22 protein-coding genes are annotated in these 19506 nt (G+C 48.7%); 6 read left to right on the forward strand and 16 right to left on the reverse strand.

All coding sequences use genetic code 11. The features are described 5' to 3' along the window. Positions 1-4 precede the first annotated feature (4 nt). The 6 genes from lepB to rpoE form a co-directional block, all read right to left on the reverse strand. Complete coding sequence (gene lepB, locus KQY15_RS16250; RefSeq protein ID WP_217670977.1) at positions 5-928, reverse strand: signal peptidase I; 924 nt, start codon at positions 926-928, stop codon at positions 5-7. Positions 929-953: 25 nt separating this feature from the next. Then, positions 954-2753, reverse strand: coding sequence for a translation elongation factor 4 (gene lepA / locus KQY15_RS16255; protein ID WP_217670978.1), 1800 nt, complete (start codon positions 2751-2753; stop codon positions 954-956). Positions 2754-2940: 187 nt separating this feature from the next. Beyond that, complete coding sequence (locus tag KQY15_RS16260; protein WP_217670979.1) at positions 2941-3393, reverse strand: SoxR reducing system RseC family protein; 453 nt, start codon at positions 3391-3393, stop codon at positions 2941-2943. Positions 3394-3424: 31 nt separating this feature from the next. Next, entirely contained in the window at positions 3425-4354 is a 930-nt protein-coding gene (locus KQY15_RS16265; RefSeq protein ID WP_217670980.1) for a MucB/RseB C-terminal domain-containing protein, read from the reverse strand. A gap of 1 nt (position 4355) precedes the next feature. Continuing rightward, positions 4356-4958, reverse strand: a complete 603-nt coding sequence (locus KQY15_RS16270) for a sigma-E factor negative regulatory protein (protein ID WP_217670981.1) — start codon at positions 4956-4958, stop codon at positions 4356-4358. Positions 4959-4993: 35 nt separating this feature from the next. Next, the gene (rpoE, locus tag KQY15_RS16275; RefSeq protein ID WP_217670982.1) at positions 4994-5569 is read right to left on the reverse strand and encodes an RNA polymerase sigma factor RpoE; all 576 of its coding nucleotides are present in this window, start codon (positions 5567-5569) and stop codon (positions 4994-4996) included. 214 nt (positions 5570-5783) lie between these two features. Here rpoE and nadB point away from each other — a divergent pair, with 214 nt between their 5' ends. Next, positions 5784-7388, forward strand: a complete 1605-nt coding sequence (gene nadB, locus KQY15_RS16280) for an L-aspartate oxidase (protein WP_217670983.1) — start codon at positions 5784-5786, stop codon at positions 7386-7388. A gap of 26 nt (positions 7389-7414) precedes the next feature. Here the strand turns inward: nadB and KQY15_RS16285 are convergent, their stop codons facing one another. Together KQY15_RS16285 and KQY15_RS16290 are read right to left on the reverse strand one after the other, a co-directional pair. Then, positions 7415-7849 (reverse strand): protein YgfX, encoded by a 435-nt coding sequence (locus KQY15_RS16285; RefSeq protein WP_217670984.1) that lies wholly within the window; start codon positions 7847-7849, stop codon positions 7415-7417. Beyond that, a complete protein-coding gene (locus tag KQY15_RS16290) occupies positions 7836-8087 on the reverse strand; it encodes an FAD assembly factor SdhE (protein ID WP_217670985.1) in 252 nt (83 codons plus the stop codon). Before KQY15_RS16290 ends, KQY15_RS16285 begins: the two co-directional genes overlap by 14 nt. Before the next feature lie 137 nt (positions 8088-8224). Between KQY15_RS16290 and ygfZ the strand changes: the two genes are divergently transcribed. The 5 genes from ygfZ (at position 8225) to dbpA (ending at position 12597) form a co-directional block, all read left to right on the forward strand. Then, positions 8225-9196: a tRNA-modifying protein YgfZ gene (gene ygfZ / locus KQY15_RS16295; RefSeq protein WP_217670986.1), complete on the forward strand. Its 972-nt coding sequence runs from the start codon at positions 8225-8227 to the stop codon at positions 9194-9196. 10 nt (positions 9197-9206) lie between these two features. Beyond that, positions 9207-9692, forward strand: a complete 486-nt coding sequence (locus tag KQY15_RS16300) for an FKBP-type peptidyl-prolyl cis-trans isomerase (protein WP_217670987.1) — start codon at positions 9207-9209, stop codon at positions 9690-9692. A 153-nt stretch (positions 9693-9845) separates the two neighbouring features. Further along, complete coding sequence (locus KQY15_RS16305; protein WP_217670988.1) at positions 9846-10796, forward strand: M23 family metallopeptidase; 951 nt, start codon at positions 9846-9848, stop codon at positions 10794-10796. 8 nt (positions 10797-10804) lie between these two features. After that, positions 10805-11128 (forward strand): bactofilin family protein, encoded by a 324-nt coding sequence (locus KQY15_RS16310; RefSeq protein WP_254795779.1) that lies wholly within the window; start codon positions 10805-10807, stop codon positions 11126-11128. Between the two features lie 89 nt (positions 11129-11217). Beyond that, the gene (gene dbpA / locus KQY15_RS16315) at positions 11218-12597 is read left to right on the forward strand and encodes an ATP-dependent RNA helicase DbpA (protein WP_217670990.1); all 1380 of its coding nucleotides are present in this window, start codon (positions 11218-11220) and stop codon (positions 12595-12597) included. A gap of 87 nt (positions 12598-12684) precedes the next feature. Here dbpA and KQY15_RS16320 read toward each other — a convergent pair whose 3' ends face one another. The 8 genes from KQY15_RS16320 to KQY15_RS16355 form a co-directional block, all read right to left on the reverse strand. After that, on the reverse strand, positions 12685-13548 hold the full coding sequence (locus KQY15_RS16320) for an MBL fold metallo-hydrolase (RefSeq protein ID WP_217670991.1): 864 nt from the start codon (positions 13546-13548) through the stop codon (positions 12685-12687). Positions 13549-13642: 94 nt separating this feature from the next. After that, the gene (nqrM, locus tag KQY15_RS16325; RefSeq protein ID WP_217670992.1) at positions 13643-13855 is read right to left on the reverse strand and encodes a (Na+)-NQR maturation NqrM; all 213 of its coding nucleotides are present in this window, start codon (positions 13853-13855) and stop codon (positions 13643-13645) included. A 3-nt stretch (positions 13856-13858) separates the two neighbouring features. Next, positions 13859-14890 carry an FAD:protein FMN transferase gene (locus tag KQY15_RS16330; protein WP_254795780.1) on the reverse strand — a complete coding sequence of 344 codons (1032 nt, stop codon included), beginning with the start codon at positions 14888-14890 and terminating at the stop codon, positions 13859-13861. 125 nt (positions 14891-15015) lie between these two features. Then, the gene (gene nqrF, locus KQY15_RS16335) at positions 15016-16242 is read right to left on the reverse strand and encodes an NADH:ubiquinone reductase (Na(+)-transporting) subunit F (protein WP_217670993.1); all 1227 of its coding nucleotides are present in this window, start codon (positions 16240-16242) and stop codon (positions 15016-15018) included. Positions 16243-16262: 20 nt separating this feature from the next. Then, complete coding sequence (gene nqrE / locus KQY15_RS16340) at positions 16263-16871, reverse strand: NADH:ubiquinone reductase (Na(+)-transporting) subunit E (protein WP_217670994.1); 609 nt, start codon at positions 16869-16871, stop codon at positions 16263-16265. Between the two features lie 10 nt (positions 16872-16881). Then, a complete protein-coding gene (locus tag KQY15_RS16345; RefSeq protein ID WP_217670995.1) occupies positions 16882-17511 on the reverse strand; it encodes an NADH:ubiquinone reductase (Na(+)-transporting) subunit D in 630 nt (209 codons plus the stop codon). After that, entirely contained in the window at positions 17504-18307 is an 804-nt protein-coding gene (locus KQY15_RS16350) for a Na(+)-translocating NADH-quinone reductase subunit C (RefSeq protein ID WP_217670996.1), read from the reverse strand. The genes KQY15_RS16345 and KQY15_RS16350 overlap by 8 nt, the downstream gene beginning before the upstream one ends. Beyond that, complete coding sequence (locus tag KQY15_RS16355; protein ID WP_217670997.1) at positions 18300-19505, reverse strand: NADH:ubiquinone reductase (Na(+)-transporting) subunit B; 1206 nt, start codon at positions 19503-19505, stop codon at positions 18300-18302. The genes KQY15_RS16350 and KQY15_RS16355 overlap by 8 nt, the downstream gene beginning before the upstream one ends. Between the last annotated feature and the right edge of the window lies 1 nt (position 19506).

Here is a 19506-nt window from a genome sequence, read left to right on the forward strand (position 1 = left end):
CCCCTTATTCAATCTTGCCAAGACGTTCAAACCGCACGCCAACCGGCACCCAACCTGGCAACCAACTATCCGGGTCTTCACTGAATTCAAAGCTCATCCAGATAAATACCGCTTTGCCAACCAGATTATCAGCCGGAACAAAACCCCAGAACCTGCTGTCCCGGCTATTGTCCCGGTTGTCGCCAACCGCGAAATAATGCCCTTCAGGCACCACGAACTCGTCTATTGCCGTACCTGGCTGCGGGTAGTAATCTCTGACCTGCTCCTGCATACCCGGGGTAACCAGAATATTGTGGCCCTTCTCGCCCAGCGCTTCATGAAAACGACGTTGCTGGTAGCGGCCCTGAAAAAACTGATTATCCGGCACGTGGGTCAGGGCAATCCGCTCCAGATTGCCACAACCTGTGGTTTGGCCGGTAGTACAGGCCTTTTCAATATACAGCTGTTTATCACGGTAAATGATTCTGTCGCCCGGCAGGCCGATAATCCGCTTGATAAAGTCAACGGTGGGCTGCTCGGGGTACTTAAATACCGCCACATCACCACGCTCTGGTAACTTGTTGTGATAAAGGGTGGTGCGCCAGACCGGGTCTTTAACATCATAGGAAAACTTTTCAACCAGAATAAAGTCACCGACCAGTAAAGTTGGCATCATTGAACCCGATGGGATCTGGAATGGCTCGTATAAAAAAGAGCGAAACAACGTGATAGCAGCAATCACCGGAAAAATCGATTTTGCGGTTTCAACCACTGCCGGTTCCTTCAGCAACGTATCGCTGACTTCCGGCGCCAACTGGTTACCTGCCCCCGTTTGCGCCAGCACCAGGCGCTCACGGCGTTTAGGTGCCAGCACCAGCGCGTCAAGCAGCCAGATAAGGCCACTGACTAATGTCAGTATCACTAAAAAAATTGCAAAATAACCGGCCATTCGTTTCCCTTAAACTTAGCTTTGTTTACTTACCCACTTTCAGAATGGCCAGGAAGGCCTCCTGCGGCACTTCAACATTACCTACCTGCTTCATCCGCTTTTTACCTTCTTTCTGCTTTTGCAGCAGCTTTTTCTTACGGCTGACGTCACCACCGTAACACTTCGCTAATACGTTTTTGCGCATTTGCTTAATGGTGGTGCGGGCAATAACATGGTTGCCAATGGCCGCCTGAATAGCAATATCAAACATTTGCCGCGGGATCAGCTCTTTCAGCTTTTCTGCCAGCTGCCGGCCCCGGCCCTGGGCAAAATCGATATGGCTGATAATGGCCAGGGCATCTACCCGCTCGCCGTTAATCAGTATATCCACCCGTTGCATATTTGAGGTTTGAAAGCGTTTAAACGCATAATCCAGCGATGCATAACCGCGGCTGGTTGATTTTAACCGGTCAAAAAAGTCCATTACCACTTCAGCCATTGGCAGCTCGTAGGTTACTGCCACCTGACGACCGTGATACAACATATTCGTTTGCACACCGCGCTTTTCAATACACAGGGTAATCACGTTACCAAGATATTCCTGCGGTACCAGAATATGCGCTTCCACTATGGGTTCACGAATTTCAGCAATGTCATTAACGGCAGGTAAGTCGCTGGGATTATCAACCATCACCTTGTCACCGTCTTTCTTCAATACCTCGTAAACTACCGTCGGTGCTGTGGTGATCAGGTCTAAGTCGTATTCGCGTTCCAATCGCTCCTGAATAATTTCCATATGCAACATGCCGAGAAATCCGATCCGGAAACCAAAGCCCAGCGCACCGGAGTTTTCCGGCTCATAAAACAATGACGAGTCATTCAAACTGAGTTTGGCCAGCGCATCACGAAAATCTTCATAGTCATCACTGGATACCGGAAATACGCCAGCGTAAACCTGAGGTTTAATCCGCTTAAAGCCTGGTAAAGGCTTTTCAGCGCTGTTTTTTGCCAGGGTCAGGGTGTCACCTACCGGTGCCCCTTTAATCTCTTTGATGCCGGCTATGACAAAACCCACTTCACCGGTTTTCAGCTCACCGGTATGAGTGGCTTTGGGGCTGAAAATTCCCACTTTATCCACTTCATATACCTGACCGGTAGACATCACTTTTATTTTGTCTTTGGTTTTAATGGAGCCATGCTTTACCCGCACCAGCGACACAACGCCCTGATAGGCATCAAACCATGAGTCAATTATCAGCGCCTGAGTTGGCAAGTCTGGTTCGCCTTCCGGCGCCGGAATTTTTTTAACAATAGTTTCCAGTACATCTTTAATACCGAAGCCGGTTTTCGCCGAGCATTGCACGGCGCCCAGCGCTTCAATACCAATAATATCTTCAATCTCTTCGGCTACCCGCTCTGGTTCAGCCTGCGGTAAATCGATTTTGTTCAGAACCGGAATAACCTCCAGGTTCATATCGAGGGCGGTATAACAGTTAGCAACAGTCTGGGCTTCAACCCCCTGCCCCGCATCCACCACCAGTAATGCGCCTTCACAGGCGGCCAGCGAACGGCTGACCTCATAGGTGAAGTCAACGTGGCCCGGCGTATCGATAAAGTTCAGCTGATAGGTATTGCCATCGTCTGCAGTGTAATTTAGCGTCACACTTTGCGCTTTAATGGTGATACCGCGCTCACGTTCCAGATCCATTGAATCCAGCACCTGCTGTTGCATCTCGCGATCAGCCAGACCGCCGCAATACTGAATAAGCCGGTCAGACAGGGTCGATTTACCATGGTCAATATGGGCTATGACGGAGAAGTTTCTGATGTTATTAAGTTTTGCCATGTTATCCGCAAATGTCCGAAATATACTGAGGGTACTGACAATAAGCTCAGACGCACCGATAAACGATGCGGCTATTGTAAGACCGATGCTTTAAAAAAATTAGCGTGAATTGTACTCTATCCGCGGGCAGCTTGCTATGTTCTTTGTCGATGGTGTCGTTGTGCCGATGGCGCTCTTCGCCAATGTCTCAGCTGACATGTTGTACTTTAATATCTGGCAGCACAGCCATAATACTAACAGGCTGCCCGGAAGCCATTTTTGCACCATAGTAGCGGGCAATCAGCAGTCCTGCACCTGCACCTATTGCGGCGGCCAGCATTACCCAACCTTCTGCGGCCTGCCAACTGAGGTGAACCGTTAAAGCGCTGAGCATCATTAACACCAGCGGTAGCAGGTAAACCAGCAAGGCTGCCGTCACCAGCTGCTCACCGGCAGTGGCAACTTTAACCTGCTCACCGGCCAGTAACGGCAGTGTTGTTCTGACAAAAAACCGATTCTGACGGCGGGTCATGGTTTTGGCAACGATACCGGTACCACAGTCATCACTAACCTGGCAGGCATTGCAGGTCGTAACCGGCGTCGTTTCCAGCCAGACACCGTCTGGTTCTACTGCCAGTACCGTTGCAATCTGCTCAATCATTTAGCTGTTACCCGCACGTTATTTATATCGGCTAGCGTACCGCGGCTGCAAGTTGTTCTGCCACATTAATACTAACCGGGCCAATCACTGTTATATCGTGCTGTGGCGCGCTTAGCATATATATCGTAGTCGCACCATCACGGTAGGCCTGAGTTGGCATGCGCTGACTCGGTTGCACGAAAACCGATACCTGGTGCAGGCCATCGCTCAGCAACCAATAGTTTATCAGACTTTGCTGTAACTGCGGTACAATATGCGGCTCACTAACCAGCTGATAACCATCTGGCAGCCAGGTAAGCTGCAATCCGTTTACCGGCAATACCGCACCGCTTTGCCGGGTAGCCGGCTCGGGCAGTTCCGTTTCAAGTAAACGCTGCAGATTATCTGGTAGCTCAGGGCTGATTTGCATATGAGTAACTAACCAGCGCTCAAGTGGTGCCTGCTGCTCAGACATGACATCAATTCGAAGTGGGAACCCTGATTCAGCCTCAACCCATATCCAGTAACTGTGCCGGCCGGGATCATTAGCACTGAGTCTCAGTAACTGCGCCTGATGCCCGGACATGACTGAACTGCTGCCCAGCACGGCGCTATATAAGCTGCGAATTTGCTGATTGTCGGCAAACAGGATTGCGGGAAGTTCTTTGATACTGTCGTTGGTGGTAACCAGCGCAGGACGGTCGGTCAGAAAGTAATACACCACATTATCGCGGCGCAGAATATTAACGCCTTCTTCATCCAGAGGCACCAGGTGTTCAATTTCTTTGTCGCCCTGACGCCCATGCTGCCAGCGGAATGTTTCAACCTGGCTGCCTTTAAACACAACAAAAGAACTGTCAAAATTATATTGCTTTACACTTAACTGAACCTTGTCAAACAAGGCCCAGCCAGTTTCATCAGCTTGCAGCAAGTTGCTGCACAAAAACAACAGGGTGCAACACAGACTTACTACTTTGTTCATATTACTGCTCGTTGTCTTGCTCAGTTTTAACTTGTTCCTGCTCTGTCACCCGAACCTGCTGCCGGTGGGCCTGTAACAACGCCTGCAACCTGCGTTGCTGTTCCTGCATTGCCTGTTGCTCCTGTTCAGCAAAGCGGCTGTCTACGGTGCTGGAGCTTAAACTGACCGGCGTAGCAAAGCCACCTACCGGGTTAGTCTGCAGCACCGGGCTTGGCAGCATTAAATCCTGGCCGTTTGGCTGTTGATATTGTTGCACACCTAACACTGCAAACAGCGCCACCCCGGCTGCTACCGCACCCTGGGCAGCCGGCTTAAGCCAGCTGCCATTAGCTGCGTAGCGGATACCTGCACCAACCTTCTGCAGCAGATTACGGCTTTGAGTTAACTGGTAGGTGGGCTCGTCGTGCAGTAATGCCGCAATGTCTGCACCGAAATCAGCAGGTAACGATACCGTCTTTTCCTGGCGGAAAACAGCAGCAGCTAACTGATACCGTTCGAGTTTTTGCTGCAACTCAGGTTGCTGCAACAATAGATCAAGCTCAGAATCACTGATTTGCCTGTTGTCACTGGCCGCTGACAGCCACTCCTGTTTTTCTGACGACATAATTTTTCCTGTCTGCTTGCTGTTCATTATCCGATTCAACCTATCAGGGGTTTAAGCTGACTGTCTATCGCCTCACGAGCCCGGAAAATCCGGCTTCGTACAGTACCGATAGGACACATCATCACTTCTGCAATTTCTTCATAACTTAACCCTTCCAACTCTCTGAGCGTTATTGCGGTACGAAGTTCATCCGGTAATTTTTCTATAGTATTAAATACTACCGCACGAATTTCTTCTGACAACAATAATCGCTCTGGTGAATCCTGCTCTTTTAAGGCATCACTGCCTTCAAAATACTCGGCATCCTCGGCATCTACATCGGTAGCAGGAGGCTTACGGCCATTCGCTACCAGATAATTTTTTGCACTGTTAACGGCAATCCGGTACAGCCAGGTGTAAAACGCACTTTCACCCCTGAAACCAGGCATCGCCCGATAGGCTTTAATAAAAGCTTCCTGAGCAACATCCGCCACATCTCCGTGGTTAGAGACATAACGGGAAATTAAGTTCGCGATCCTGTGCTGATATTTTTTAACCAACAGATTAAAGGCAGCTTTATCACCTTGCTGGACCCGCTGGACAATTTGCCAATCTAATTCTTGCTCGCTCATTCTGTGAGCCTGTCCCCTGTAATACTGATTAGGTTGTCGAGTTTAAATGGCCCATGTCTGGCGTTGCTGCTCTGACCATGGCCACAATAAATAGTTCTGTTTATTATGACAAAACCGCTACAATAAGTTGATCCAACAGCCAGGCTGTCGGGTATTGGCAGCGGTAACCCCAAGGTTACCCTAACATTAAGGCACAACGGGGTAAGTGTATCGCATGACACGACAAAATGAATATCATTGTGACGTATTAATTATTGGCAGTGGTGCTGCCGGTTTATCTCTGGCGTTACAGTTAGCTGATCATGCGAAAGTGTTAGTGTTAAGTAAAGGGCCACTGCGCGAGGGGTCAACCCTGTACGCTCAGGGAGGCATCGCCGCCGTCTTTGATGAAAATGATAGTATTGCATCCCATGTTAACGATACCTTAATTGCCGGAGCCGGCCTGTGTGATGAGGCAGCAGTGCAATATACGGCTGAGCATGCCAAAGAGGCCATGCAATGGCTGATTGCGCAAGGCGTACCATTTGACCAGTACCACGATACTGACGGCAGTCTTAAATACCACCTCACCCGGGAAGGTGGTCACAGCCATCGGCGGATCCTGCATGCGGCTGATGCTACCGGCCAGGCAGTGCAGATAACCCTGGTGGATAAAGTCAAACAACACCCGAATATTCAGTTGCTGGAAAATTACAACGCCATCGACTTAATAAACGGCAGCAAACTTGGACTAGACAGCAAACGCTGTTATGGCGCTTATGTACTGAATAAAACCCGCGGCAAAGTTGAAACAATTAAAGCGCATTTTGTCGCACTTGCCACTGGCGGCGCCAGCAAAGTGTATTTGTATACCAGCAACCCGGATGTGGCCAGTGGCGATGGCATTGCTATGGCCTGGCGTGCCGGCTGCCGGGTAGCCAATATGGAATTTAATCAGTTTCATCCAACCAGCCTGTATCACCCTGATGCCCCGAATTTTCTGATTTCTGAAGCTATGCGTGGCGAAGGGGCCTATTTATGCCGCCCGGATGGCAGCCGCTTTATGCCGGAATTTGATGAGCGTGCCGAACTGGCTCCGCGCGATATCGTCGCCCGGGCCATTGACTATGAAATGAAGCGTTTAGGTGCCAACTGCCTGTATCTGGATATCAGCCATCAGCCCAAAGACTTTATAATTGAGCATTTTCCGACAATTTACGCCAAGTGCTTGAGTGTCGGCATTGATATCAGCCGTCAGCCTATTCCGGTGGTACCCGCAGCACATTACACCTGCGGCGGCGTTCTGACCAATCTGAATGGCCAGACTGACCTGCATAATCTGTATGCCATTGGCGAAGTGGCGTATACCGGCTTACACGGCGCCAACCGGATGGCCAGCAATTCGTTGCTGGAATGCGTGGTGTTTGCGCAGGCCGCGGCAAAACATATCCTCAGTCAGTTTTCCGCTAACGCCGGTTACCCGGACATTGCCGCATGGGATGAAAGCAGAGTCAGTGACTCTGATGAAGAAATTGTTATCACCCACAACTGGCACGAGTTACGTCTGTTTATGTGGGATTATGTCGGCATTGTCCGCACCAATAAGCGGCTGGAACGGGCGCTGCACCGGGTTGAGTTGCTGCAGTCAGAAATTCATGATTATTACAGCCACTTCCGGCTAAGCCACAATTTACTGGAACTTCGCAATCTGGCCCAGGTAGCTGAACTGATTATCCGCTGTGCCATGGCCCGAAAAGAAAGCCGCGGTTTACATTATAACCTGGACTACCCCGAGCTTTTAAGCAGTAGCGAGCCCACTATACTGACCCCGCCAGGCTAGCCAGCTGTATGGTAATTTACGTTGAGTCAGCTATCCGGCTTCGCAGAACTACATTGCCAGTTAAACTGATTAAGCTGACGGGCCAGTGCCCGGTAATCGGCAGCTGACAGCTGATCAGCGACCAGCCACTGCGAATGCTGCTTGTTACCGGCGCATTGCCAGCGCAGCAGCAGCGCAAACTCACTAACCAGACAGCCGGCGATAAGCTGCCCTGAGGGGTGTTTGCTCTGCCACCAGTTTAACTGGCCACTAGCGTGCAAATTTAAGCCACTGGCTACCGGGCTTTGCCGGTAAAGCGTCAGGCCATACCAGTAAAGTGCCCAAACAAAAGGTGCAGCCAGCCAAAGTGCTAGTTGTGTCAGGGGTTGGCTTACCACCAGGGCGAACAACATTACCGCCAGCACCAGCAGGCCATAACGGCGCCAGACTGACGGATTAATGGCAATATTACACCCGGACACGATCAAGAATTAACCGGACCAACGCCTGTAGCGCCGGGTCTGATGATTTGGCATGGCCCATAAACCAGGCAAATAAATCCGGATCATCACATGCCAGCAAACGCTCAAAATCCTGCTTTTGCTGCAGCGATAGCGCGTCGTAGCCCTCTTCCACAAACGGGGCCAGCAATACATCCAGCTCAAGCATGCCTCGGCGGCATGCCCAGCGCAGGCGCGGTTTAATCATTAACTCGGTCATTCAAATTCCTTACAGGCAGCGACACTAATAAAGATAACGGCATTTTAACTATTCTGCCGCTTTGGGGTTGAGCTTTTTACTACAGCCCCAATGTTACAACTATCCACGCTTTGGTGATACTTCTGGTGATATAAACAATGCATACATCCTGGTTAACAGCTAACAGTTACGGCAAATTATCCAATCAGGTTCAGGGCGCTTTTATTGCACCCCTGCCTGCGTTTGACATTATCAGTGTCAGCGGTCCTGATAGCCGCAAGTATTTACAGAGCCAGACCACTTGCGACATTGATAAGCTGACAGATGATACTTTTTTACGCGGCGCCCATTGTGACGCCAAAGGCAAAACCTGGTCGGTGTTTCATCTGCTGCAACAGCACGATGAGTTGTTGATTGTCGCCTTTCGGGATGAGCTGAATGCCTCGGTCGCCCAGTGGCGAAAATTTGGTGTGTTTTCAAAAGTCAGCTTCAATGCTGCTGATAATAATTTTGCTACCCTTGGTATCGGCGGTAGTGGCGCGGCTGAACTGGTGGGCCGGCTTGGCTTTAATTTGCCTGGCGGCAATGGTAGGCTTAGCCGCCATAACGACGGAGCCATACTACAACTGGCCGATGAGCACTTTATGCTAATCCTGCCAAAGTCTGATGCTATAGCCCTCTTGGACAGCGACTACCCGCTGGCTGCCCCCACGTTGTGGTTAAAGCAGCATATCCTGCAGGGGCTTTGTTATCTGGAGCAACCGCTGATTGGCGAATTTGTGCCGCAAATGCTTAACTTACAAGCAGTGGATGCCATTAGCTTTACCAAAGGGTGTTACCTCGGTCAGGAGACCGTTGCCCGGATGAAATACCTGGGCCGGAACAAGCGTGCGTCCTGGATTTTGCAAGCAGAAACAGACGAAGCGCCTGCCGCAGGATGCGACATAGAACAGCAGTTTAACGACAACTGGCGCCGGGTGGGCCAGGTTATTAACGCAGTGAATATCAATAACCAACTTTGGTTAATTGCGGTGCTGCCTAATGATATAACACCGGTAGACTCGTTACGGTTAAAGTCCGACAGTGCACCGGCACTGCAGTTACTGCCGTTACCTTATCATTTAAGTTAAAGAGGTTTTCATGACCATTTCACAAGACAAAGTCGTCGCCATGCATTACACCGTTACCGATCCGCAAGGTAATAAACTGGATTCATCTGTTGATGGCGAGCCTTTGGTATTTTTGTATGGCCATGGCGCATTAATTCCCGGCCTGGAACAGGCTTTAGCCGGTAAAACAAGTGGTGACACCTTTACCGCTACCATAGCGCCAGCAGACGCCTACGGCGAACGCCATGATCAGTTAGTACAATCTGTACCTAAATCCATGTTTGACGGAATGGATGTTGCGCCAGGCATGCGTTTTCGCGCAGCCGGACCAGATGGTCGCGAGCAGTCAGTCATTATTCTGGAAGTTTCTGAAGAGGAAGTTGTCGTCGACGGTAACCATCCATTGTCAGGTATCGAACTGAGTTTCGACGTCGAAGTACTGAAAGTACGTGATGCAACTGAGGAAGAATTAGCCCACGGCCACGTGCATGGAATTGACGGCAACGAAAGCCATTAATGTATTGACATTAATACATTAACTTTTAAAACCGCAGCTTTACGTTGCGGTTTTGTCATTTATGGCTGCGACGAAAACCTTGACAGCAGCGACAAAGAGCCCTATTTTGACCGCTTGTCTTGTTTTTAACCATTGTAAAAGCTGTTATATCAGATGAAAGATAGAATTATTATCTCGGTATCGAGCATCAATGGTACCCGCCACTTTAGTGTCAGCAAATTGTTTAAACGCAATGCCGTAATCAGCTTATGGCTGATCCTGTTTACTGTCATTATTACCGCAGCTGTCATCGATTACTTGCTGAAAACCGTTGACCACACTAAAAACCAGCAACAGATGCTGGCAGCACAAGCTGAACAACTGGTTTCAGAAATTAATGAGCTCAGCCAGACCCGCGAGCAGTTACAACAGGAGCTGGCCATTAAGCAGGATGAAATGCTGCAGGTCAGCAACCGGCTGGGCGAGATTGAACTCACCCTGGGTCTGGAACAACAATTTCCACAGGATTTAGAAGCCAGACTGGATACCGCCACCGTTAATTCCAGCGCAAAAATGGCTATGCTGCAGCTGGTACCTAATGGCTCACCACTGGAATTCCGGCGCCGTTCATCACGTTTTGGTGTGCGAACACATCCTATAATGGGCAAACAACAACACCATAATGGTATCGATTTGTCGGCAAACCGCGGTACGCCTATTTATGCGCCGGCAGATGGGGTAGTTGAGGTTGTTCGCCCAAGCAAAAATGGTTACGGCAATTTACTTAAAATTCGTCATGCTTTCGGTTTTTCAACCCTGTACGCTCACCTCGATGAGTTCAAAGTTGGCAACGGCCTGTTTGTTCATAAGGGGCAGCTCATTGCCACTTCGGGTAACACCGGGAATTCAACGGCACCGCATTTGCATTATGAAATACACTTCTTAGACCGGTCACTCAATCCGCAGAATTTTATGGATTGGGATGCAAACAATTTTGACCTGGTATTTGAGAAAGAACGGAGTATTAAATGGGATTCTTTAGTAACGATGCTGCAAACCAAAGCAAGCACACAACTACAACTGTCATCGCTGCGGGATGCTCAATTATCGGAAGTCTCCGACTAAGCTGCGATATGCAGGTAGATGGTTATGTTGAAGGGGTTATTACCAGTGAAAAAACCCTGATCATCAGTGCTGCAGGCCGGGTTAAAGCTCAGGTCACCGCAGATAAAGTGATCATTAACGGCTTATTTGATGGTGAATTATTTGCTAATACTGTAGAAATATTACCTCAGGGTAAGGCAATGGGTATTATTCACAGTGACGACTTATGCATCGAGCGTGGTGGCAGTTTTATTGGTGAAACTCAACGCACCTCTCAGGATCAGGTAGTAAGTCTGGCCAAACCTGAGCACGAAGATGCCGCTGCTGATAACCGGATTGAGAACAAAGCCTGAACAAAAAAACGACAACACCTTAAGTTAACTTCTGCTATAATGCCGCCCCTTTGCAGGCGGCGTCCTGTTTTTAGTTACAGGATTTTATTGTGTCTGACCACTCTTTTAACCAATTGGCACTGCCAGCGTCATTGCTGGACTGTTTAAGCAGCCTTGAATATTATCAGATGACAGCCGTGCAGGCCCAAAGTCTGCCTGCCATTTTGGACGGCAAAGATGTTATTGCTCAGGCAAAAACCGGCTCGGGCAAAACGGCAGCTTTTGCGCTGGGCCTGCTGGCAAAGCTGGATGTTAAACGTTACCGGATCCAAAGCCTGGTATTGTGCCCTACCCGCGAACTGGCAGAGCAAGTTGCCGCAGAAATTCGCAAACTGGCCCGTAACATTCATAATATCAAAGTACTGACCTTGTGTGGTGGTGTGCCGACCCGCAGTCAGATCGTCTCGCTGGAGCATGGCGCGCATATTATTGTTGGCACGCCTGGCCGGGTCCTTGATCACTTGCAGCAGCAACGATTAGATCTAACCAATTTAACCACCCTGGTTCTGGATGAAGCAGACCGAATGCTGGAAATGGGTTTTGCAGATGCCCTGAACGCCATTTTGACAGAAGTGCCACCGTCCCGGCAAACGCTGCTGTTCAGTGCCACTTTCGATAAGACAGTGCGCCAGATTGCCGACAGTATAATGCAGACGCCTGAAACCGTTACTGTTGCCAGCGCTCATAGTCAAACCAGTATAGAGCAGTATTTTTATCAATTAGACGGCACAGACAGAGTTGACGCGGTAAGACTGCTGCTGCATCAGTTTCAGCCAGTCAGCACCGTGGTATTCTGCAATACTAAACGGGAAACCCAACAGCTTGCCGATACGCTGGCGCAATCCGGTATCAGTGTTATTGCCCTGCATGGCGATCTGGAGCAGCGCGAGCGCGAGCATGCACTGCTTAAATTCAGCAATAACAGTGTCAGCGTATTGGTTGCAACCGACGTGGCGGCCCGCGGTCTGGATATCGACAAGCTGGATTTAGTCGTTAACTATCAGCTGGCGCATGATGTTGCTACCCATACCCACCGTATTGGCCGTACCGGCCGTGCGGGTAACAGCGGTCTGGCGTGTTCGCTGTTAAGCCCGGATGACGGTCAGAAACTGACTGCCCTGGCCACAGAACTGGAGCTGGAGATCACAGCCAGGCCATTACCTGATACGTCACTGCTTGGCCGCAAGTTGCCAGAACCGGCAATGCAAACCCTGCAAATTGATGGTGGTAAAAAACACAAACTCCGTCCGGGTGATATTGTTGGCGCATTAACCGCCAGTAAACAGATAGCTTTTACTGACATTGGCAAAATTCAGATGCTGGACACAGTGGCGTTTGTAGCAGTTAGCCGCAAGGTCGCCAAGCAGGCACTGGCGCTGCTTAATGACGGTAAAATGAAAGGGAAAAAATACCGGGTATGGCGTCTGTAGCAAGCGCCATGTCACCGGCCCTGCTGCCAGCACTGAGTGATGACCACAGTGCTGGCAATAACCAGGTTGGAGAAGCGGCTTATAGTGCTACTTAGTTAGCGGTTCAGCTTGCAACAAGGTATTAATCCAACGCTCTTCAGTAATAAAGTTCCAGTGCCATTGTTGCCACTCTTCTCCAAGGCCAGCCTCAACAATCTGCTCGTTGCTCATACCTTTCGCCTGCATTAGCTCAACTTGAGCCAGAGTTCTCACCATCATCTGATGAAAGCGCTGCAAACCCGCCTTGTCAGTTAATTGACCATGCCCCGGGATAACCTTGGTTTGATCATCAATATTGGCAATTACATAAGCCACGTTGGCAATATAGCCACGAACCGATCCGCCATTATTTAAATCGATAAAAGGAAAGCGGCCTTCAAACATCATATCACCCATATGCACCACATTTTTATCTTCAAACCAGACAATAATATCGCCGTCGGTATGGCTTGGCGGCAGATATTCCAGCCGAAGTTTCTGGCCGTTCAGATTTAAACTAAGTTGGCTGGTGAACGTTTCGGTGGGTAAGCCTTTTCGCGGAAAGGCTTGATCAGCAGTTAAGCGTTTCAGTACGTTTGCGTGAGCGATAATCCGCTTTGGCATTAAGGCACTGTTGCCGTTTACATGATCACCATGCATATGGGTGTTTATCAGGGTGCCAAGCGCTTTACTTTCACTTAGTTCAGCAAGCTTAGCGTTAATTTTGTCTGCCAGCTCTGCATACTGGGCATCAATTAATATCACTTCGTTATCAGCAACCAAAGCGGCCATATTGCCGCCGGACCCCGTTAGCATGTATAGGTTGTCAGCCAAAGGTGTGGCGTTAATTTCAACATTTGCAAAACGGTTGGCCAGAGCAGGCAGACTAATAATCAATAAAAGGAGCAGGGTATAGGGTTGTAACCGTGGCATCGTTATTATCCTTATTACAGGTTATATCAACTAAATGCAGGCACCTGAGTGCCCGCGCTTTAACTAGCTTAACCTATACGCGGCAATAAACCATTCAGATGATTTTATTCTCCTGCCAGAACTTTTCTTTATCCAGCCGCTTCTGCCGCTTTTCACAGGGTTTATCACAATCGCAGGCTTTGTCTATATTCAGCTCACCTAATCCACCGCAACTACCGGCAATGGTTTTACGCTGGACAATAAAACCTACGGCCATGGCTAACACCACCACCAGAAATAATCCAAAGGTAAATATAAATACCGCCATTGCTTACCTCACTTCGTCAGCTAAAAAAGGTTTAAACGCATCACTTACCAGCTCACGGAAACCATCATCGGTTTTCACAATTATCAGGGCCGCCAGCTGATGCTGATTCGCAAACCGCAGAGCCTCTTCTGCATTCATAATATGCAGGGCTGTGGCATAGCCGTCGGCAGTCATGCTGCTTGGATGAATAATCGTGCTTGATACGGTCCGGTGCCGGACTGGCTCAGCCGTCCGCGGATCGATCAAATGGGAATAGCGTACGCCATCCTGTTCAAAGTAGTTACGATAGTCACCTGAGGTAGCAATCGCCATATCTCCCGGAGTGATAATCCGCTGCACGGCACGGTTGCCGGCTTCAGGCTTTTCAATTGCCACCCGCCAGGCACGATCAGGCTTGCTGCCTTTTAGCCGCATTTCTCCGCCTATATCAACCATGTAATCTGTGATACCGGCCTGTTCCAGAATCCCGGCTAATCTGTCAACACCATAGCCCTTGGCAATGGTTGATAAATCCAGTGCCAACCGGGGGTCAGCTTTTATCAGCTGATTACCCGTTAAGCTGATTTTGTTAATACCGACATAATCGCTGATTTCGGCCAGCTTCTCAGCAGCCGGGCGCTCGGTGATCCTGCCTGCGGCACCAAAGCCCCACAGCTCGACCAACGGGCCGACAGTAATATCAAGCACGCCATTGGTCTGCTGACCAATTCTAATAGCTTCGGCAATCACTTTGGCTGTTTGTTCATTTAAAGTGAAAGGCTCTGTTGTCTGCTGCTGGTTAAACTGCATCAGCTCTGACTGCGGCCGGTAAGTAGACATTAAATCGTTAATCAGCTCTAATTCCTGCTCAAGCTGCAGTTGCAACGCCTGATTATCGACGGGCTGCTGACTGAAAAACTTAACACTGTAACTGGTACCCATGGTATTGCCATGCAGCTCCTGCTCCTGCAGAGGTTTAGCTGCCGGGGTACAACCACTGAGCAACACGCTGGCGACAAGCAACCAGATTGCTGCAGCAAAGGAATAGCCTTTCATCAAATATCCTGCTAACACTGTGAATAAAACTCCTGCTGATATTTGTTACTGATATCAAGGATTAATAACATAAAAGGGGCAACGCAGAACGCTACCCCTTTTGGTATTTCTAAGGCTTGCGCCCGTTAACCACCAAAGTCATCCAACAGTATGTTATCGTCTTCCACGCCAAGATCTTTCAGCATGTTAATAACAGCTTTGTTCATCATTGGCGGGCCACACATATAAAACTCACAGTCTTCAGGGGCTTTGTGGTTTTTCAGGTAATTTTCATAAATTACATTATGAATAAACCCGGTATAGCCATCCCAGTTGTCTTCAGGCTGCGGATCTGATAAGGCAACATGCCACTCGAAGTTATCGTTCTCGGCCGCCAGCATATCGAAATCTTCCACATAGAACATTTCACGCTTGGAACGGGCGCCATACCAGAAGCTGATTTTACGCTTCGATTTTAAGCGGCGCAGCTGGTCGAAAAGATGCGAGCGCATTGGCGCCATGCCGGCACCACCACCAATAAATACCATCTCAGCTTCGGTTTCTTTGGCAAAAAACTCACCAAATGGACCAGAAATCGTTACCTTATCGCCTTTTTTAAGGCTCCAGATGTACGAGGACATCTTGCCACACGGCAAGCTCAGATTATTCGGTGGCGGTGTGGCGATCCGTACGTTCAGCATTATAATGCCTTCTTCGTCCGGATAGTTTGCCATCGAATAAGCCCGGATAGTCTCTTCATCCACTTTCGATTCTAAACTAAAGAAGTTAAAGCGTTCCCAGTCACCGCGGAATTTCTCCGGGACATCAAAATCTTTATATTTAACATGATGCGGTGGAGCCTCGATCTGGATATAACCACCGGCACGAAACGGCACCGATTCACCGTCCGGAATAGCCATTTTCAGCTCTTTAATAAAAGTAGCCTTGCTATCATTAGAGATAACTTCGCATTCCCATTTCTTGATACCGAAAATCTCTTCCTCTACTTCAATTTCCATATCAGATTTAACCGAAACCTGACAGGACAAGCGACAGCCCTCACGTGCCTCACCTTTGCTGATATGACCCATTTCAGTTGGCAGAATTTCACCACCACCTGATTTAATGTGCACCCGGCACTGACCACAGGTACCACCGCCGCCACAGGCTGACGACAAGAAAATACCATTGTCAGCCAACGCGCCTAACAATTTGCCGCCCGCTTTGGTTTTAATGGCTTTATCAGGGTCATGGTTAATACTGATTGTAATGTCGCCGCTGGCTACCAGTTTAGATTTTGCTGCCAGGATAATAAATACCAGCATCACTACTACTATGGTGAACATGCCAACGCCAAGATATATCTCTTGCATTGTATTTTCCTTCTACTGCTTTACAGTGAAACGCCAGAGAAAGACATAAAGCCTAATCCCATCAAACCCACTACCAAAAAGGTAGACCCTAAGCCGCGTAAACCAGCGGGTATGTCAGCATACTTCAGTTTCTCGCGAATACCTGCTAACAGCGTAATGGCCAATGCCCAGCCCACACCACTGCCGATACCAAATACCACGCTCTCACCAAAGTTATAATCACGTTCAACCATAAAGGCTACCGCACCAAAAATGGCGCAGTTTACGGTGATCAGAGGTAAGAAAATGCCTAGTGCGTTGTATAACGCCGGGAAAAACTTATCCAGGGTCATTTCCAGGATTTGCACCAGCGCAGCAATAACCCCAATGTAGGTAAGAAAACCAAGGAAACTCAAATCGGCATCTGGGAAACCAGCCCAATCCAACGCACCAGGCGCCAGCAAAAGGTGAAATACCAGATTATTAACCGGTACTGAAATTCCTAAAACTACAATAACAGCAACACCTAAGCCAAAGGCTGTTTTAATTTTCTGGGATACTGCTAAAAAAGTACACATACCCAGGAAAAAGGCTAACGCCAGATTCTCGATAAAGACGGCACGTACAAATAAGCTTAAATAATGTTCCATGAGCTACTCCTTATGCCTTCTCAACCTGTTCCGGGCGATATGCGCGAAGTACCCAGATAAATAAACCAATGATAATAAAGGCACTGGGTGCTATCAGTAGGAAGCCCATTGGCTGATACCAGCCCCCCTCACTGATCAACGGCATAATTTGTACGCCAAACAGTGAACCAGAGCCGCCCAATTCGCGAATAAAAGCCACTATCAGCAACACCACGCTGTAACCAAGGCCATTACCAATACCATCTAAAAAGCTCATACCTGGCGAGTTCTTCATGGCATAGGCCTCTGCCCGGCCCATAACGATACAGTTAGTGATTATTAAGCCTACAAACACTGATAACTGCTTAGACAGATCAAAAGCGAAGGCTTTCAGGAACTGATCCACCACGATAACCAACGAGGCAATAATGGTCATTTGCACGATAATCCGCACACTCGATGGGATGTGATTGCGAATCATCGAGATAAACAGGTTGGAAAATGCCACGACAAACGTCAGGGCAAAACACATCACCAACGCTGTGTCCATCTTAGTAGTCACGGCAAGTGCTGAACAAATACCTAATACTTGCAAAGCAATCGGGTTGTTAGCGAAAACCGGCCCAAATAAGACCGTTTTAATTTCTTTTGCATTAGCCATTAGTTAAGGCTCCTTGACGCACTTTCTGCAAGAACGGACCAAAGCCGTTCTCACCAATCCAGAAGGTAAAGGTATTTTGTACCCCATTTGCTGTTAAGGTTGCACCTGATAAACCATCAACCTCATAGGCTGAATCAGGATCGGCATTACCTGGCTTTTTAACTTCCAGCGCAATTTCGCCGGCATCATTAACCAGTTTTTTGCCTTCAAACTGCGCTTTCCAGCGAGGGTTTTCAATCTCTGCACCTAAGCCCGGAGTTTCACCCTGCTCATAGTAGTTTAAACCGATAATGGTATTGCCATCGGTTTCCAAAGCAAGGAAAGCATGCATAGTCGACCACAAACCGTAGCCATGTACCGGCAGTACCACTGCTTTCAGATTACGATCTTCGTCATAAGTCAGGTAAACCGGTGCTTTATCTGCAACCCGGCGAATCGATGCCACGTCGGCACCACCATCCAGGGCTTCACTTAACTCAGGATCTTTCATCGCCCGACGATAATCATAGCTTTCAGCGCAGCTTGTATCACAGTCGGCAACAATTTCCCCTGTTTCCAGATCAACCAATCGTGATTCAACATGCTTATTAAAAGTATCAGCTATGACCTGAGGTGATGCTTTGCCTTCAATTAAGCCAACGCTGCGCAGAATATTAACCTGAGAGTCGAGTAACTTATTCTGAGTCTGCTGTGGACGTAATTGTACAGCTGCGGTAGAAACCACAACTGCACACACTAAACATAAAGAAACTACTACAATCAGCGTTTTGCTGATGGAGTCATTATTACTAGACATTGCGTGCCAGCCTCCGCTTAATATTGGCTTGTGCCACGAAGAAATCGAATAAAGGTGCAAACAGATTGGCAAACAGAATAGCCAGCATCATGCCTTCCGGATAAGCCGGATTAGCAACCCGGATCATAATGACCATAAAGCCGATCAAGATGCCATAAGCCCACTTGCCCTGATTGGTAAACGACGCAGACACCGGGTCAGTTGCCATAAAGAACATACCAATAGCAAAACCACCCAACACCAGATGCCAATGCCATGGCATAGCGAATAACGGGTTAGTGTTAGAGCCAATGGCATTAAACAGGTAACTGGTTAAAATCATCCCGATCATGACACCCAGCACGATACGCCAGGAAGCAATGCGGAAGTAAATCAGCGCTAAACCACCAACCAGTAGCGCCAGTACAGAGGTTTCACCAACTGAACCGGGAATAAAGCCCAGGAAAGCGTCCCACCACAATTCGGTATTCGCGGCGTAATCAAGTTCACCCATTTGTGCCTTGCTTAACCAGGTAGCGCCTGAATAGCCATCAGCTACAGTCCATACCCTGTCACCGGAAATCTGAGCCGGATACGCAAAGAACAGGAAAGCGCGTCCCGCAAGGGCTGGGTTAAGGAAGTTGCGACCGGTGCCACCGAACACTTCTTTCGCGACTACTACACCAAAGGTAATACCTAACGCAACTTGCCATAATGGAATAGTGGCAGGCAGAATTAATGCGAACAAAATAGAACTGACAAAGAAACCTTCGTTAACTTCGTGCTTGCGCACTGACGCGAACAAGACTTCCCAGAAACCACCAACCACGAAGGTTACGGCATAGATTGGCAGAAACCAAACTGCGCCATAGAACATCTTGCCGGCCCAGCCTGATGCTTCAGTCAGATTACCACCAAGCATCTGGAATATAGCAACCTGCCAGGTATCAGGTGTACCATAGCCAGCCGCCAGCGCCTGAACAGCCTGGTGTCCAATATTGTACATACCAAAGAACAACGCCGGAAACAGTGCCAGCCAGACAAAAATCATAATCCGCTTTAAGTCGATACTGTCGCGGACATGAGTACCGTTTCTGGTGACCAGACCCGGCGTATACAAAACAGTAGCAACGGCTTCATACAGCGCGTACCACTTCTCGTACTTACCGCCCTTCTCAAATTGCGGTTCAATGCGCTCTAAAAAATGCTTTAAACTCATG

Origin of the sequence: Arsukibacterium indicum, assembly GCF_019100565.1 — a bacterium.
Taxonomy (GTDB): Bacteria; Pseudomonadota; Gammaproteobacteria; order Enterobacterales; family Alteromonadaceae; genus Alishewanella; species Alishewanella indicum.